Annotated in this window: 15 protein-coding genes; 5 read left to right on the top strand and 10 right to left on the bottom strand. The window is 64.7% G+C overall.

The genetic code is table 11. The features are described 5' to 3' along the window. Positions 1-5 precede the first annotated feature (5 nt). From EY713_RS06280 to EY713_RS06290, 3 genes are all read left to right on the top strand, one after another. Entirely contained in the window at positions 6-1,115 is a 1,110-nt protein-coding gene (locus EY713_RS06280; protein WP_131114051.1) for a CgeB family protein, read from the top strand. Next, positions 1,112-2,200: a CgeB family protein gene (locus EY713_RS06285; protein WP_131114052.1), complete on the top strand. Its 1,089-nt coding sequence runs from the start codon at positions 1,112-1,114 to the stop codon at positions 2,198-2,200. Before EY713_RS06280 ends, EY713_RS06285 begins: the two co-directional genes overlap by 4 nt. Positions 2,201-2,362: 162 nt before the next feature. Beyond that, positions 2,363-3,385 (top strand): UDP-glucuronic acid decarboxylase family protein, encoded by a 1,023-nt coding sequence (locus tag EY713_RS06290; RefSeq protein ID WP_131114053.1) that lies wholly within the window; start codon positions 2,363-2,365, stop codon positions 3,383-3,385. A gap of 102 nt (positions 3,386-3,487) precedes the next feature. Here the strand turns inward: EY713_RS06290 and EY713_RS06295 are convergent, their stop codons facing one another. From EY713_RS06295 to EY713_RS06340, 10 genes are all read right to left on the bottom strand, one after another. After that, a complete protein-coding gene (locus EY713_RS06295; protein ID WP_131114054.1) occupies positions 3,488-4,369 on the bottom strand; it encodes a class I SAM-dependent methyltransferase in 882 nt (293 codons plus the stop codon). Further along, positions 4,366-5,358, bottom strand: a complete 993-nt coding sequence (locus EY713_RS06300) for a GNAT family N-acetyltransferase (protein ID WP_131114055.1) — start codon at positions 5,356-5,358, stop codon at positions 4,366-4,368. The genes EY713_RS06295 and EY713_RS06300 overlap by 4 nt, the downstream gene beginning before the upstream one ends. Further along, positions 5,355-6,422 carry a glycosyltransferase gene (locus EY713_RS06305; RefSeq protein WP_245572914.1) on the bottom strand — a complete coding sequence of 356 codons (1,068 nt, stop codon included), beginning with the start codon at positions 6,420-6,422 and terminating at the stop codon, positions 5,355-5,357. The genes EY713_RS06300 and EY713_RS06305 overlap by 4 nt, the downstream gene beginning before the upstream one ends. Continuing rightward, the gene (locus EY713_RS06310; protein WP_131114056.1) at positions 6,419-7,204 is read right to left on the bottom strand and encodes a PIG-L deacetylase family protein; all 786 of its coding nucleotides are present in this window, start codon (positions 7,202-7,204) and stop codon (positions 6,419-6,421) included. Before EY713_RS06310 ends, EY713_RS06305 begins: the two co-directional genes overlap by 4 nt. Further along, positions 7,204-8,145: a beta-xylosidase gene (locus EY713_RS06315; protein ID WP_131114057.1), complete on the bottom strand. Its 942-nt coding sequence runs from the start codon at positions 8,143-8,145 to the stop codon at positions 7,204-7,206. The genes EY713_RS06310 and EY713_RS06315 overlap by 1 nt, the downstream gene beginning before the upstream one ends. Continuing rightward, positions 8,142-8,912, bottom strand: coding sequence for a TIGR04290 family methyltransferase (locus EY713_RS06320; RefSeq protein WP_131114058.1), 771 nt, complete (start codon positions 8,910-8,912; stop codon positions 8,142-8,144). The genes EY713_RS06315 and EY713_RS06320 overlap by 4 nt, the downstream gene beginning before the upstream one ends. Next, positions 8,909-9,712: a sugar phosphate nucleotidyltransferase gene (locus tag EY713_RS06325; RefSeq protein WP_245572915.1), complete on the bottom strand. Its 804-nt coding sequence runs from the start codon at positions 9,710-9,712 to the stop codon at positions 8,909-8,911. The genes EY713_RS06320 and EY713_RS06325 overlap by 4 nt, the downstream gene beginning before the upstream one ends. A 2-nt stretch (positions 9,713-9,714) precedes the next feature. Further along, complete coding sequence (locus tag EY713_RS06330) at positions 9,715-10,809, bottom strand: CgeB family protein (protein ID WP_131114059.1); 1,095 nt, start codon at positions 10,807-10,809, stop codon at positions 9,715-9,717. Further along, on the bottom strand, positions 10,806-11,411 hold the full coding sequence (locus EY713_RS06335; protein WP_131114060.1) for a histidine phosphatase family protein: 606 nt from the start codon (positions 11,409-11,411) through the stop codon (positions 10,806-10,808). The genes EY713_RS06330 and EY713_RS06335 overlap by 4 nt, the downstream gene beginning before the upstream one ends. 98 nt (positions 11,412-11,509) lie before the next feature. Further along, entirely contained in the window at positions 11,510-12,592 is a 1,083-nt protein-coding gene (locus tag EY713_RS06340; protein ID WP_131114061.1) for an inositol-3-phosphate synthase, read from the bottom strand. A gap of 224 nt (positions 12,593-12,816) precedes the next feature. Between EY713_RS06340 and EY713_RS06345 the strand changes: the two genes are divergently transcribed. Next, positions 12,817-14,574 carry a hypothetical protein gene (locus tag EY713_RS06345; protein WP_131114062.1) on the top strand — a complete coding sequence of 586 codons (1,758 nt, stop codon included), beginning with the start codon at positions 12,817-12,819 and terminating at the stop codon, positions 14,572-14,574. 182 nt (positions 14,575-14,756) lie between these two features. After that, positions 14,757-16,007 carry a molybdopterin molybdotransferase MoeA gene (locus EY713_RS06350; RefSeq protein WP_131114063.1) on the top strand — a complete coding sequence of 417 codons (1,251 nt, stop codon included), beginning with the start codon at positions 14,757-14,759 and terminating at the stop codon, positions 16,005-16,007. Positions 16,008-16,011 lie beyond the last annotated feature (4 nt).

Consider the following 16,011-nt stretch of genomic DNA (forward strand, 5'->3'; position numbering starts at 1 on the left):
TATCGATGAAGATCGCGTTTTATGGGTCAAGCCTGCTGTCGTCTTATTGGAACGGGGCCGCCACCTATTATCGCGGCATCATCAGCGATTTGGCGCGGCGCGGCTACGCGGTCACGTTCTACGAACCGGATGCGTTCGAGCGGCAGCAGCATCGCGACATCGAGCCGCCGACCTGGGCCGATGTGGTGGTCTATCCCGCAACGATCGAGGCGGCCCGCATGGTGATGGCTGAGGCTGCAGAGGCCGATGTCGTGGTCAAGGCGAGCGGCGTCGGGGTCTTCGACGATGCGTTGCTCGAGGGTGTCATGCGTCACGCCCGTCCGGATGCCATCCGGATCTTCTGGGACGTCGATGCTCCCGCAACCCTCGCCGAGTTGCGGCAGCACCCCGATCATCCGATGCATCGAATTCTGCCGGATCTCGACCTCGTGTTCACCTATGGCGGCGGCCCGCCGGTGATCGAAGCCTATGAGGCGATGGGCGCAGTACGCTGCATTCCAATCTACAACGCGCTCGATGCCAGCACCCACCATCCGGTTCCGGGCGAGGAGCGGTTCAGTGCGGACCTCTCCTTCCTGGGTAATCGCCTTCCGGATCGCGAGGCGCGGGTCGAGGAGTTCTTTTTGAAGGCTGCCGCCGCGCTGCCGGAGCGTGCCTTTCTGATCGGCGGCAACGGCTGGCACGACAAAGCGATGCCGACCAACGTCCGCCATGTCGGGCACGTCTATACGCGCGAGCATAATGCCTTCAACACGTCACCGCTTGCGGTCCTCAACATCGCCCGCGACTCCATGGCATCGGTCGGCTATTCGCCGGCCACGCGGGTCTTCGAGGCGGCAGGCGCCGGCGCCTGCCTAATCACCGATGCCTGGGTCGGTATCGATATGTTTCTCAAGGAGAATGCGGAGATTCTGGTCGCGCGGGACGGTCGCGACGTCGCCGAGCACGTGGCTGGTCTGACGCCGGAGCGGGCGCGCGCCATCGGCGAAGCCTCCCGGCTCCGGATTCTCAAGGACCACACCTACGAGCGGCGCGGTGCGCTGGTCGACACCATCCTGAAAGCCGAAGCCGTGCGAAAAGCCGAGCGGGCCAGCGCTTTTGCGATGCCCCGATGAGGCTCGTGGTTTTCGGTCTCAGCCTCTCGTCCTCGTGGGGCAACGGCCACGCCACCACATATCGGTCATTGCTGAAGGCCTTTGCGGCGCGCGGGCACGATATCGTGTTCTTCGAACGAAACGTGCCCTGGTATTCGGGACAAGCACGCGATCTGGCTGATCCCTCGTTCTGCCGTCTCGTCTTCTATGAGAATTTGAAGGACCTCGACCGCCACAGGGCCGATATCGCCGCGGCCGACGCCGTGATGGTCGGGTCCTATGTGCCGGACGGCATCGCGCTCGGGGCCTGGGTGCGCGAGGTGGCGCAAGGCACGACCGCCTTCTACGACATCGACACGCCTGTGACGCTGGCGGCGCTCGAGAATGGCGCCTGCGCCTACCTCGATGCAGCGTCCATTCCGGCCTACGACCATTACCTGTCCTTCACAGGAGGACCGATCCTCGACCACCTCCGCGACCATTACGGGTCGCCGGACCCGCGCGCGCTCTATTGCTGCGTCGACCCCACTCATTATTGGCCGCGCGCCGAGGCCAAGCGCTGGGATCTGTCCTACCTCGGCACCTATAGCGACGACCGGCAGCCGGTGCTTGAGCGCCTGTTGCTGGACCCCGCTCGTCGCGCGCCCTATCTCCGTTTCGTGGTGGCAGGCCCGCAATATCCGGCGGCGATCGATTGGCCTGCCAATGTCGAAAGGTTCGAGCATGTGGGGCCGCAGGATCATGCCGAATTTTACGGAGCGAGCCGTTTTACGTTGAATGTCACCCGCGATCAGATGGTGAAGTGGGGCTATAGCCCGAGCGTCCGCCTGTTCGAGGCGGCCGCCTGTGCGACACCCATCATTTCGGACATCTGGCCCGGCATCGAAACTGTTCTCACCCCCGGCGAGAGCATCATCCTTGCCGCGAGCGGCGATGACGTCCTCCCGGTTCTCGTGATGGACGATGACGCTGCGAGACAAGCGATCGGTACCAGCGCGCGCGGGGAGATTTTGGCTCGTCATACGGCCGCGGCCCGAGCGGCGGAGCTCGACGCGATTCTGCAGCACGGCGGCACTTCACCTTCGAAGCGCGTAGCATCAACATAGGTTACAAGATGCGACCGATGTTGTGTCCAAACAACGTCGACCATGTCGAGAGAAAAGACGGTGGTCCCCACTGCCAGAATAAAAACCGCGCGTGAGCAGCATCTTCCACATAGCAGCGGAGTTGAGCATCATCGATACGCGTGACCGAAAGAGGATGGGTGGATGAAGAACGGCAAAGACCGGCTTGTTTTCATCACGGGGGGAGCAGGATTTATCGGCTCGCATTTGTGTGAAGCCTATCTCGATGACGGCGCAAGCGTTCTCTGCCTGGACAATATGCAAACCGGCTCGCACGATAATCTCGAATCATTCGCCCAACATCCGCGATTTCACATGGTCGAAGCTGACGTTACGGCACCGCTCCCTGAAGCGATGCTGCCGAGAAGCGCGACAATCGACCTCATCATCAACGCGGCTTGCGCGGCCTCTCCACCCCAATATCAGGCGCAGCCGCAGCATACGATGTTGACCAATGTGGTTGGCACCAACAGCCTTTTGGCGCTTGCCGAGACACATGCGGCGCGCTTTCTGCAATGCTCGACCAGCGAAATCTATGGCGACCCGCTTGTCCATCCGCAGATCGAGAGCTATTGGGGAAACGTCAATCCGACGGGACCGCGTGCCTGTTACGATGAAGGGAAGCGAGCCGCCGAGACGTTATGTTTCGATTACAAGCGGCATAATGGCGTCGATGTCCGGGTGGCCCGGATCTTCAACACCTATGGCCCGCGTATGCAGATTTCAGATGGGCGGGTCGTCTCCAACGTGATCTGCCAAGGTCTGACCGGACGTGAGATCACGCTCTATGGCGATGGGCAGCAGACGCGGTCGTTCTGTTTCGTAACCGATCTCGTCGATGGCTTGAGGCGTCTCGCCGATCACCCGGGAGCCATCGAGGGGGCCGTCAATCTTGGCAATCCCAATGAACTGACGGTGGCGGACCTTGTCGCCACGGTAATGCGGATGACCCAGGCACGGTCGACCATCGTCCAAAGGCCGCTACCGGTCGATGATCCGCAGCGCCGGAAGCCGGATATCTCGCTCGCGACAGCGCTGCTCGGCTGGACGCCTGCCGTTGATTTGAACCAGGGGCTCGAGCGCACGATTGCTTTTTTCGTCGATCGACTGAAGCCGGAGGTCATTGTCGGCGAGCGCGCGGCCCCTGAGCCGATCGCCGTTCAATAGCGGCGGGACTACGGCGCTGCGTTCCTGAGAGCAGCACCGATCGCCGCGCTTTTGCTTCTTGGGGCGCGGTGTCGCGACCGAGAACCTGCCCCAACCGAGCCGTTAGGGACGGCGCAGCAGAAAGGCCGCAGCGTCCCAGGACGTCAGATCCCGCGTTCCGTCGCGTCGCACCTCAAGACCGTTGCGCCCAGCCAAGGCTGCGACATCGCGGCGATCAGCCTCGAGATCCCCGCGATAGGAGTAGTTGAGGATTAGGGCCGCGCCGCCGGGCCGCAGCGTGCGGGCAATACCCTCGATATGTGCAGTTGCAAATCGATCGCTCGCCTGGACCAGATAGGGAAAGACGTCGGCGGCCAACACCAGGTCGAGGCTCTGGTCCGGTACGAGATCGAGGTCCCGCCCGGACGATCGCGTGATGGTGACATTCGGTAGCGCGGCGCATCGGCGTTTCGCCTCCGCCACCATCTTGGCCGAGAGATCGAGCCCGGTGATGTGTCCGAGATGGGGCGCGAGAGCCACCAGGAATCGGCCGATGCCGCAGCCGAGATCGAGCGCGTCGCGGGTGCGGCCCAGCAACCCCCAGTCGCCCATGAGGGTCACGATCTCGTCGGTAGCGACGGCCAGCAGCGCAGGACTGCCGAGGCTATAGAGCGCGACGCTCGCCTCGGGCGATGCCTCGACGAGGTGGTCGAACGTAGTGGCCCAGTAGGTCAGGACGGCGTCGGGCGTCTCGGCCTGATGCTGGTGCGCGATATCGTCGACCGTGCCGCGCACCTTGGCCCATGCCTCGGGATGGTCGCGCCAGAGGGTGGCCACGAGCGCGATCCGAGGATCGACCATGCGGGCTCGGTCGATCGCCTGTCTGGCGGCGATCTCGGTCGGTGCCTCGATCAACAGGCGCATGAGCGCGATGGTCGGTGGTGCGCCGGCTTCGGCCGCGTCATTCAGAAGAGCGATGAGGCCAGCCTGTGCGACGTCCGTCATGCGCGGTCCTTCATCGTGAGCCGCTGATTCCAACGATCGACGGCACCCCAGCCGTATTTGTAAAGCTCCTGGCCCCGCAGAAAATGGAATTCGCTCGCGCCGCGATGGGTCGCGGCCTCGATTGCGGCACCGAGCAAGATCGTGCCAGGACTCTCGAACGCGAAGGCGGGATCGAACCCGCCGATATAGGCGAAGGACCGCAACCCCTGATCGAAGCCGTAATAAGCGCCAGCCACGCGATCGTCGATGCTCAACCGGGACAGCCGAAGGAGGCCCGCTTCAAGCAGGCGCGGGACGGCGCGCTGGTGAAATCGGCGCACATCCGCGTCGGCGAGAACGCCTGGCTGATTGCGGCTGATCCAGCGTTGCTGGTGCAGAGCGAAAAGGTCGTCCAGCAGGGGCCGCCAATGGGCCGGCTCGGCCCTCTCGATGCGCCAGGCCCGGCGGCCAACCCGATTTTGAGCCATACGCCACTTTCGCATCGTTCTGGCTGGGATGGCGGCTGGCAAATCCGCGACTGTTCGGGGCAGCATCAGAACCGGGCAGGCGCTGTGCGGCTCGATCGTCGCGGTCCAACTCGCCCCCCAGAGGAGCGTCAAAACCGCTGCATCCGGTGGCGCTTCTTCGGCCGACCAAAGGTCCCATAGCGGCTGATGGTCATGCAGGAGGGCGAGCAGGGCCGCGCCGGCCGCCTCTCGATGTTCGGGGTCGATCAGCACATCGGAGTAATCGCTGACCGAGATGCCGAGCGGCAGGAGGCGACGACCCCAGGGCCCATCCTCGCGATAAAGCGGCGCGAGCGCCACGAGGCGATCGTCGTGCCGAACCGCGACCGTGAACAGGTCGCCCGGCCTGAAGACCTCCCACCAGGGCAGCAGCCAGGCGGGGGAACTGAACGGCGTCGTGCCGCCCCCGCGCCGCCAGAGCGCCTCCCACTCCGGGGCGATGGCCTCGAGCATCGCTCCGTCCGTGATCAGTGTCGCTTTCATGGGCGGCGCCCCGCCCGATCCGGATCGGCGAGCCGTGCGTAGAGATCGAGATAGCTAGTCGTCATGACGATATCGGAGAAATGCGCGCGGGCGACCGCCCGGCAGAGGTCTGGATCGAGGCTCACGGCTTGACGGGCCGCCTCCGCCATGGCGGCGACATCCTCCACCAGGAAACCGGTCTGCCCGTCCCGCACGGTTTCGGCCATCGCGCCGACCCGAAAGGCGATGACCGGCGTGCCGCTCGCGGCCGCCTCGCGCGCCACCAGGGACGAGGTTTCGGCCGCCAACGATGGGACCAGAAGGCATTGCGCCGCGCCCAGCAGACGGCGTTTGCGCGTGAACCCAACCGGGCCGATGAACCGGCACGATGGCCCGAGATGCGGGCGGATCTCGCGCTCGGCGTACAACTGGTGCTCGGCATAGGGATAGGTTTCGCCGGCGATCACCAGGCGAAGACCGGCGCGGCGGGCCGCCTCGATCGCAAGATGCACGCCTTTTTCGGGACAGATGCGGCCGAGGAAGAGCGCGAAGCCGCGTTTGCGATGGCGCGTCGCCGCGAAAGCCTCGACCGCGATGCCGTTGGGGATCGGCGGCAGCATCGCGCCGCTCGGCGGGCATGTTTGATGTTGGCTGTCCGACACACAATGTAGCCAGGTATCGGGCCGCATCGGCGCGAGAGCGTCGGCCGGGTACCAAGCGGACGGCAGATGCAAGGTTGCGAGAACCGGAACCCCGGCGCCGGGCAGGTAGGCCGGAAAGTCGATGCCGTGCAGGTGGATGACGTCGATCGGCCCGGACGCTCTGACGGTGTCGATCGCAACGCGGGTGCGGCGTTGCGCCAGCGCCTTGGCGGCGTCGTCGAAGGGTTCACGCGGAGGTTCGATCGGGTGCAGCTCTCCTGAGATGAGCGACCCCTCCGGCGCGACCACGATCGAGCGATGCCCTGCCGCCACGATGGCGCGATCGAGACAGGCGAGGATCTGTTCCGCGCCGCCAGCGCTTGCGGTCGAGACACGTGCGAGCGGATATCCGACGCTCAGCACGGTCAGCCGTCGGCCCATCATTGCGGTTCAAGAGCGCGAAGTGCGGCACGAACGCGCTCGATCCAGAGCGGGCCGGTGAGGTTCCAGCCATGGCGTTCATAAAGTAGCGGGCCGGTGTGCGGCAGGGTGGTAAAATCATAGATGCGGGCCGGACGAAACCGCTCCGCGTCGACCGAAAAGGATGCCACCGTGCGGACTTGGCTCCCATGGGCCGCCAGCATGCGCCGCTTCAGCTCCCGTTCCTCCTCGGTCAGCATCAGCACGATCTCGGGTTCGGCTGCGGGATCAGGGAAAAAACGCTGCCGAACCCAGGTGTCGGCCTCGGCATGATAGAATGGCATTTCCCAAACCGCGGCCTGCGACCCGCCGAGTCGATGCGCGGCCCGGACCGCAAAGGCCGTCGCGTCATGATCGGAGTGGCCGCCTTCGTAGGCATGGGTCAGGACGATGTCGGCGTGCCGGATGCGCTCCGACAAAGCATGCGACGCCTCGACGAGGCTCAGCGACACCTCTTGGTCGATGAAACCGAGCGCCACGATCTGATCGGGACCGATGCCGACCAGAGCGAGCGCTGTCTCGGCCTCGCGGCGGCGGGCTGTCGCGTAATCGGCCGACGTCGCGAAACCTGCCAGCACGGCATTGGCTTGGTGGCGTGGAGCGCCATCCGTCAGGTGGATGATCTTGGCGGCCGGGAGGTGCGCCAACAGCGCACCACAACCGAGCACCTCGTCGTCCGGATGGGCCACGACCACGAGCACGGTTCGGGTTGCCCATTGGCTCCCGAGGGTGCCGAGGCCCGCCATCAGGCCGCTGCAGCCCGCGTCGGTGCGATGGCCGGGATTGCGGGTGTCGCGCCCGCGCCGACATAGCGGCGCACCATGCTGGCGCAGAATTCCGCAAATAATTCTGGATCGCGCGGCGCGCTGGTGTGATGCGGCTCGATGCCGAGATGTTCGGGCGTGAAGCAGAACGTGACGGTCGTGTTGAAGGGCTCGAGCGCTTTCATCAGCCGATCGAACCAGCGATTGGCGTCGGGGCGGAACGAATCAGCCCAGGATAGGCCGGTGCGGAGATAGGTGACGCCGAGCCGTTTCATCCACTCGACCGCATCGTCGAGGCGATGATCCTCATAATGGAACCACTGGCACAGCCCCATGTCGGGCGTGCAATCCGCGAACACTTTGGCGGCCAGCTTCGGGGTGCCGTCCTGCCGCAAGATGCCCATGGCGAAATGCCGGTAATAAGACGAGCCTTCCGCTTCCTTGTGGCGTGTGGTGGCTTCCCACTCGCGCGGCAGATCGTAGAGGCTGTACCAATGGATGCGCGGAGCCTTGCCCTTGAGCAGATCGGCCGTCCGGCGCAGCCCCCATTCCTGCACCTCCTCGGCCCCGAAGGTCGAGACCCCGACTTCGCTGACCCAAATCGGCAGGGTCGTCACGGCCTGGATCTCGGCGATCTTCTGCGGCCATTCGGCCAGCGGCCAGAGGTTCCAATCGAGCGGAAAGCCATGCACCGCAAGGGCGTCGAGATGATCGAGCACGCCGCGACCGGCGAGATTTTGGACGAAGGTCGGGTCAATCGGCGACATGCCGCCGAGGACGCGTGGCAGCGTCGCATTCTCGGCCCGGATCGCTTGGCAGGCCAGTGTCGTCATGGCCGCGAACTTGCTCCAGTCGGGATCGATAGCCGGGTCCCAATGGGACTTGTTGTTCGGCTCGTTCCAGATCATCGCGGCTTCGATCACGGACGACCCTCCTTGCAGGGATAGACGGCGCCTGGCGTGGCGATCTCCACGCGGCGGCAGATGAACACTTCCGATTCAGGGTGGGCCACGATCTCGAACCCGGCGCTCCGCAGCATCGCGGCGGAGGCGGCACGGTTCGGTGCCCACCAATTGGTCGGATCGTTGGAATAACGCTGTTCGATGAAATGCAGCTTCGGATAGCCGGGGCTGTCGAAATGCTGCTGGTCCCAAAAATCGTAATCCTCGGCGATCACGTCGACCTGCTCGGAGCCCCGCTGCAAGGATTGGAACACGAGCAGATCCTTGGCGACCGTGTCATGGATGATGTCGAGTGCCAGCAGCGGATGGCGGAGGTGATAGAGAACCCCCATGAAGATCACGACGTCAAACCGCTCGCCGAGCGTGCCGATATCGTAAACCGACATTTTCCGGAATTCGATGTCGAGGCCATTGGCGTCGGCCGCAAAGCGCGCTTGGGCGAGGTAATCGTCGTCAAAATCGATGCCGAGCACGCGGTCGGCGCCGCGACGCTTCATCTCGATCGCATAGAAGCCGCCGTTGCAGCCGATGTCGAGGACGCTCTTGCCTCTCAGGTCGGACGGGATCGCCTGCGCGAAACCCTTGAACTTCACGTTGGGATAATCGCCGAGAAAGTGGTCGGGCGCTGTCCAGATGCCGTGGATCTTCATGTTGTGAAACCACGGACCGAGCTGCTGTATGCGATCGCGGATGTCGTCATCCGTCAGGGGCGGAGCGATGCTTGTCATGACACCTCTGTTGCTGCGGCGCGATGCGCCGCAGGATCGGGGTGGAAATTCTGTGGCGCCGCCTCACGCACGAGCGGCGCTTGTTCGGCCAGCAGGCTCAAGGCGGCTCGATAGCCGTTCAGCGTCCCGACATCAACATAGGCCTGCCCGGCCTTGATGCCACGCGCCGAGCCACCCGCAGCCAGAAAAGCGTTGACGAGAGTCCCGAAATATTCGTCCGTGCGGCCACGATCGAGCCAGAGCCGATGCAGGGCATGGAGCACCGATCCCGGCATCTTGAAGCCACCCCAGATCCAATTCGACGTCGCATCGGGACGCTTCACCTGAATTTCGATCACGGTGTCGATGCCGTCGAGCAAGACGGCGTCGAAGAACTCGGGGTGGTTCACGGGAAAGAGCAGGAACGAGAGGCCGTCATCCGGCAGCGCCGCAAAGCCATCGGTAGGAAACCACACCGTGTCGGGCAGGCCGACGACGACGGCCTCATCTGCCGCGACAAGCGGGCAGGCCCGGAACACCGCATCGCAGAGGCCGCTCGGCTGTGGCTGCACCACATAGGCGATCGGCGTCGCGCCATATCCTCCGCCGTAATAAGCAAGAATGTCGGACTTGCCGGGCGAGATGACGAAGCAGAGCTTGTCGGCGCCCCCCGCCACCATGCGGTCGATCAGATATTCGCTGACGGCGCAGGGCCGCTCGATCCCGTCGTCGAGACGGCTGCCGACCGGCAGCAACTCCTTTGAGAAGGCGAGCGGCTGGATGCGGCTACCGCGCCCGGCCGCCGGGATGATGCCCCACACGCTCACGCCTCCCTGGCGAAGGGTGTTGGTGCGGCCCGCGCGACCGCGATCGCCGCCTCAAAGTCTCGCGCGCGATGAGCGGACGTATGGTCGGCCAGAACCCTGTCGCGACCGGCCTTGGCGATGCGGCGGATCTCGGCATCGCTCAGCGCAAGCGCCGCCATCGCGTCGTCCGTTGTGGTACCGACCAGCAACTCCTCGCCGGGCGCGAAAAAGGCGTCGAGCCCCTCCCATGCGTCGGTGAGAATCGCGGTGCCGCAGGCCGCCGCCTCGAACAGGCGACCCGAGGGACACCAGCCCATGGCGGCCATCGCGGCGCGGGTGACGTTCAGCGTGATCCGGCCGGACCCGAAGAAGGCCGGGTGATCGGGCGGTGACAGATGACGGAAAAAGAAGATGTTGTCGGTCCAGGGAAATTCGGCGGGATATTGAGCGCCGCCGATGGCGAACCGCTCCTGCGGCCGTCGACGCGCCGGCTCGATGAAGAGCCTGTCGAGGGTCGCTTGCCGATCGACCGCATAGGTCCCGAGATACGACAGCGCGGATGCGAACCGCGGCTCTGGCGCGACCGGCCGGTGCACGTCAGGGTCGACATGGCCGTAAAGCGGCGCAACGCGGCGCGCCCCGAGGCGATCGCGAAGCTCGTCCAGCGCCCGCCCGCCCGTATAGCTCAGCACGAGGTCGTAATCGGCGAAGCCGCGCGCGCTCACATAGGCGGGCCGTGCATCGCCAGCGAGGTTCGCCAAGGTCACAGGTGTATCGAGATCGTAGAAGACACGGAGCGCGCCGCGCGCGTCGAGCACCAGGCGTTCGGCCGCGGCCGCATCGGGGCAGTAGGATGTCACGATGGCGACATCGGCCTCTGCCACCTCGCGCCGGGCGCGCATGTCGATCGCGGCCCAGTCGGGATAAAGCACCAGCGCTCCGCCCGCGATAGTCTCGACATCGCGGTTGAGCGCGTAATAGGGAACGTCGCGTTCGAAGAACACGATGTGGTGGCCTCTCCGCGTCAGAGCCTTGACCAACCCACGCCACAATGTCGCATGACCATTGCCCCAGGATGACGAGATGGCAAGGCCGAACACGACGATCTTCACGCCGCTACCCCCTGCGGCACGGCCTCGTTGAGCCGGACGATCTTACCGCCGCCGGGCCAGAGATCGAGCGTCGTCACGGAGGCCGGATCGATGGTCAGACGATCATGATGGTCGAGAGGAGCTCTCAGCAGCGCCATGACGATCGCTTTGACCACGTCGCTATGGCTGACGAGCACCATTGGAGCGCTATCGTCCATCGCGAGCGTGTCGATCAGCGTCATGACGCGGGTTTGCACCGCCAGCATCGTCTCGCCATTCGGCATGCCAGCACGGCTGCGTTCGGCATTCCAATCGTGCCAGCGTGGATCCTTGTCGAGATCGGTGAACGTCTGACCTGTCCAGTCGCCACAGTCGATCTCGTTCAGCGCCTCAATCGTCTCGATCGATCGGCCGATCGTGGTCGCGATCGGCGCCCCGGTCTGCTGGCATCGCAGCATCGGGCTCGACGCGAGACGCCCGATGTGGCGGTCTGCGAAAAAAGCCGCAAGCGCGCTCGCTTGTTGCCGTCCCGCCTCGTTCAACGGCACGTCGTCCATTCGGCCCGCCAAAACCTTGCCGACGAGATCATGCACGCCGTGACGGACGAGATAGACCCGGGTCATCCCGCATGGTTCCGATGGTTATGACACCCGACACGATCCACGCGCATTCCCCTCGGTTTCGTCGCAGGATAATCGGCAGGTCGAGCGTTTGTTGCGGTTCAGGCGTGCTCGCCGGCCATGAACGCCTGGGTTCTGTCATGCGCCTCGGTGTCGGTGAATTGCTGCGGCGGGGACTTCATGAAATAGCTCGACGGACCGATCAGCGCGCCGCCGATGCCCCGGTCGAGCGCCAGCTTCGCGCAACGCACCGCATCGATGACGATACCGGCTGAATTGGGCGAATCCCACACTTCCAGTTTGAGTTCGACATTGAGCGGGACACCGCCGAAGGCGGTGCCTTCGAGCCTGATGTGAGCCCATTTGCGATCCGTGAGCCACGGCACGTGGTCGCTTGGTCCGACATGGATGTTCTCGGCATCGAGCGGGACGTCGAATTGGCTCGAGACCGCTTGTGTTTTCGAGATCTTTTTGGATTCGAGACGCTCGCGTTCCAGCATATTTTGAAAATCGGTATTGCCGCCGAAGTTCAATTGATAGGTCCGATCCAGCCGAACGCCGCGATCTTTAAACAGATTGACCAACGTCCGGTGGATGATCGTGGCGCCAACCTGGCTTTTGATGTCATCACCGATGATCGGCAAATTGCGATCGGCGAAGCGCTTCTCCCAAGCGGGATTCGAGGCGATGAACACCGGCATGCAGTTCACGAAGGCGCAGCCCGCTTCAAGCGCGCATTCGGCGTAAAACTCCGCCGCTTTCTGCGACCCGACCGGGAGATAAGACACTAACACGTCGGCCCGCGAGTCGCGCAGCGCCTCGGTGACGTTCGCCGCATCCTGATCGGACTCCCGCACGACGTCGCGCAGATACTTTCCGAGCCCGTCCATCGTCGGACCACGCTGGACGGTAACGCCGGTGCTCGGCACGGCGGAGAACACCTGCGTGTTGTTCGGGGCCGCAAAAACCGCCTCGGCGACGTCACGACCAACCTTGTCGGCATTGACGTCAAACGCTGCCGCAACCACCACGTCGCGGATGTGATAGCCGCCGACATCGACATTCATCAGCCCAGGCACAGGCTCGTTCGACTGTGCACTCTTGTAATATTCGAGACCCTGCACGAACGACGACGCGCAATTCCCCACGCCGACAATCCCAACACGCACCTGTTTTTGTGCCAAATCCGAACTCCTCGAGCCTTCAAGGATTGTAGGTCGGTCTGGCGGGATTTCAAATTGTTTGAACTCAAGCAACGCGGATGAAGACAAGTAGATATCCTATGTTAACGATCCGCGACGAGAGATCAGGATCTCGGTTTGTGTGATTTAGAGCCGACGACACTTACGCCTTGGTTCGCTGTTGGCCTGACGCGTCGCTCCCGCAGCAACGTGTGGGGGCTCGACGCATGATCGTCTATGGCGACCAAGTTCGGCGCGAAGGCGGCCGCCGCAAAATCGAGACGATCGACGATCTTCTGCGGCAGGCCTCGCTGGCGCCACGGGGGCTCGATCGTCATGGCCTGCTGGTGGCGGCGTTGATCGAAGCGGGTGAACTGGTTCAAGGGCTTGCCGATGCGGCCGCCGCCGAAGCCGGAGTGGATGGGATCGCTCCGCTTCCGTCAGCCGCCATGGCGCTGACCCTCGTGCTGGCGTCCGTGGTCGGTCGATCCTGGGACAGTGGTTTTGCCACCTTCGGCCCGATTCCGACCTCGGCGACCCTCAGCGCCCTCGGGGTCTCGGGAGAACCGCTCGCGATCAAGACCCCCGAGGGGTTTGCGCATTATGCCGTCTACCCCGAGGCTTATTGGATGGCGGCCCGCGCGGTCGCGGCGGAGCGACTCGGCTCGACCGCCGCCGTGGTGATCGGCATCCGGTCCATCGGAACGACGCTATCGGCCATGGTGGCATCGGCCCTCGATGCCCCGGCTCCCGTCACGATCCGCCCGGTCGGTCCTCCCTTTGCCCGAACACTGCAACTCGACTCGAAACTCGATGCCGCGCTCGTCGGCAATCCCCGCGCGCTTCATGCGATTGTCGACGAAGGCCCCGGCCTTTCGGGATCGACCTTCGGCGCGGTCGCCGACAGGCTTGACCGTCAGGGTATCGCGGGCTCCGATGTCGTTTTCTTTCCGAGCCACGCGGGGGATCTCGGCCCCGAGGCCAGTCCGGCGCATCGGGCGCGATGGGGCGTGAGCCGTCGGCTGACTCTCCCGTTCGATCGTCTGACGGGACCGACGGCCCGGATCGAGCAGCGCATCGGGCATTGGGCCTATGACCTGATCGGCCCCGCGCTGCTGCCGGTCAAGAATGTGTCGGGCGGTTGGTGGCGACAACAGCTTCTGCCGCGCGCGCCTCTCTGGCCTCCCGTCGATGCCCAGAGCGAGGCGCTGAAATTTCTCCTCACGACGGCGCGCGGCACGTTTCTGCTGCGGTTCGTCGGCCTCGGCACCATAGGTCTACGGAAGCTCGAGATGGCCCGCGCGCTGGGCCGGGCTGGATTCGGCATCGAGCCGCTGGGTTGGCGGCACGGGTTTCTTGTCGAGCCCTGGCGGGATGATTGTCGGCCGATTGAACACGTGGATCAGGTGCAGGAGCGTATGCCGCACCGGCTCGCCACCTATCTGGCGTTTCGCGTTGGCGCCTTCCCGGCCGCGCCGGACAGTGGTGCGTCGCTCGAGACGCTCTTGTCGATGGCGCGCCACAATATCGCGGAAGGTCTCGGCCATGCCGCCGCCGCCGGGCTCGACCGATGGGAGCGGACGCTGCATCGTTTCGCGCCTCGTCTTGTTCGCATCGCGGTGGATGGGCGGCTGCAGCTTTGGGAATGGCTGCAAGCACCGGATGGCACGTTGCTCAAGACCGACGCGCTCGACCACCATGCGGCGCATGATCTCATCGGCTGCCAGCCGGTCGAATGGGACATTGCGGGTGCCATCGTCGAGTGGGGGTTGTCGCCCGACCAACAAGCGGATGTTTGCGATCAGATCGCGTTCGCCAAGGGGGAGGCGATCGATGCCTCGATGCTGCAGTTCTACCGCATCGCCTATCTGGCGTTCCAACTCGGCTGCGCCCAGATGGCGCTCGACCGCTGCGAAGAGGCCGAACGGTCGCGACTTCTAAAACGACTCGCCTTCTGCAAAACGGCCCTCGCGGCCACGATTTAGCGGGTGTCCGTTGTCGCGGTGAGCGACAGCCGAGCCGTGGCACGGACGCCAAGCCTCTGGGGGGCCTGCCGCCGAACAACTGGCTGCTCGGTCATGCCGCGCTTGACGCCTCGGAACGAAGCCGATCAGAACGGGAGCGTGACGATCAGGTGTCGGAACGGACGGCACAGGATGGGTGGTCGATGGCTCAACTCGCAAACGACTGTTTCGCCTATTCGGGCGAGTCGCTCACGGTTTCCGAGGCCCGGGCGCTCATCGGCGACCGCATGAGCCCTGCGACCGGCATGGAGACGATCGCGCTTGGCTTGGCCGACGGACGCATCCTCGCGGCCGATGTCGTCGCGTCGCTTGATGTGCCACCCTTCGACAATGCCGCCGTCGATGGCTACGCGGTTCGCTTTGCCGATCTCGACCCCGATATCACGACGCCGTTGCGGCTGCTCGGCCGGCAAGCCGCCGGCGGGCCAGCCGTCAGGCTCGACGGGACGCGTGGCGCGGTGCGGATCTTCACGGGCGCGCCTGTTCCTGAAGGGTTCGACACGATCGCGATGCAGGAAGACGTGGCTCTCGAGCAGGGCGGCGTGACGATTCCGTCCGGCTTGCAGAAGGGCGCCAATCGGCGGCTCGCTGGTGAGGACATGGCCTGCGGCGCAACCGTGCTGACCGCCGGACGACGCCTCGGCCCGGCCGAGATCGCTTTGATGGCGGCCCTCGGCAAGCCCGACGTCACGGTGCGGATGCGCCTCCGCGTCGCGCTGTTTTCCACGGGTGACGAGGTGGTGCCTCCTGGCGTCGCGCTGAGGCGCGGTCAGGTCTATGACGCAAACCGCGCCATGCTGCTGGCGCTGCTGGTCCGATGCGGCGCCGATGTCCATGATCTTGGTATTCTGCCCGATGATCGCGACGCGGTGGCGGCTGCTCTGCATGAGGCCGCCGCCTCGCATGATCTTCTGATCACGTCGGGCGGCGTGTCGGCCGGGGAGGAGGACCACGTTCGGGCCGCCGTGGCGGAGGCGGGATCGCTGATTTTTTGGCGTCTCGCCCTCAAGCCCGGGCGCCCGCTCGCCATGGGTGTCGTCAAAGGTGTGCCGTTCATCGGGCTACCGGGCAATCCGGTCGCGGCTTTCGTGACCTTCACCCAAGTCGGCCGTGTCGCGCTGGCCTGTCTGTCCGGCGAGAGCCGTGATCCGGCGTTGCCCTTCGAGGTGCGCGCGGGCTTTTCGCATCGCAAGCCAGGGGGGCGATGCGACTATCTGCGGGCGCGACTGCGCCTCGGTCCGTTCGGGCTCGAAGCCGTGAAACATCCGGCGGACGGCAGCGGCATCATCACATCGCTGACCGAGACGGACGGCTTCGTCGAACTGCACGAGACGACCCTCGCAGTGGAGGTCGGCGATCGGGTCGGTTTCCTGCCCTATACGGCCCTGTTCTGACCGG

The organism is Lichenihabitans psoromatis (assembly GCF_004323635.1).
Lineage (GTDB): Bacteria > Pseudomonadota > Alphaproteobacteria > Rhizobiales > Beijerinckiaceae > Lichenihabitans > Lichenihabitans psoromatis.

What these genes read in the sequence shown, in the direction of transcription:
- EY713_RS06285 (WP_131114052.1), top strand. Translation starts at nt 1,112, where the DNA reads ATGAGGCTCGTGGTTTTCGGTCTCAGCCTCTCGTCCTCGTGGGGCAAC.
- EY713_RS06310 (WP_131114056.1), bottom strand. Translation starts at nt 7,204, where the DNA reads ATGGCGGGCCTCGGCACCCTCGGGAGCCAATGGGCAACCCGAACCGTG.
- EY713_RS06290 (WP_131114053.1), top strand. Translation starts at nt 2,363, where the DNA reads ATGAAGAACGGCAAAGACCGGCTTGTTTTCATCACGGGGGGAGCAGGA.
- EY713_RS06305 (WP_245572914.1), bottom strand. Translation starts at nt 6,422, where the DNA reads ATGATGGGCCGACGGCTGACCGTGCTGAGCGTCGGATATCCGCTCGCA.
- EY713_RS06335 (WP_131114060.1), bottom strand. Translation starts at nt 11,411, where the DNA reads ATGACCCGGGTCTATCTCGTCCGTCACGGCGTGCATGATCTCGTCGGC.
- EY713_RS06300 (WP_131114055.1), bottom strand. Translation starts at nt 5,358, where the DNA reads ATGAAAGCGACACTGATCACGGACGGAGCGATGCTCGAGGCCATCGCC.
- EY713_RS06295 (WP_131114054.1), bottom strand. Translation starts at nt 4,369, where the DNA reads ATGACGGACGTCGCACAGGCTGGCCTCATCGCTCTTCTGAATGACGCG.
- EY713_RS06320 (WP_131114058.1), bottom strand. Translation starts at nt 8,912, where the DNA reads ATGACAAGCATCGCTCCGCCCCTGACGGATGACGACATCCGCGATCGC.
- EY713_RS06350 (WP_131114063.1), top strand. Translation starts at nt 14,757, where the DNA reads ATGGCTCAACTCGCAAACGACTGTTTCGCCTATTCGGGCGAGTCGCTC.
- EY713_RS06345 (WP_131114062.1), top strand. Translation starts at nt 12,817, where the DNA reads ATGATCGTCTATGGCGACCAAGTTCGGCGCGAAGGCGGCCGCCGCAAA.
- EY713_RS06280 (WP_131114051.1), top strand. Translation starts at nt 6, where the DNA reads ATGAAGATCGCGTTTTATGGGTCAAGCCTGCTGTCGTCTTATTGGAAC.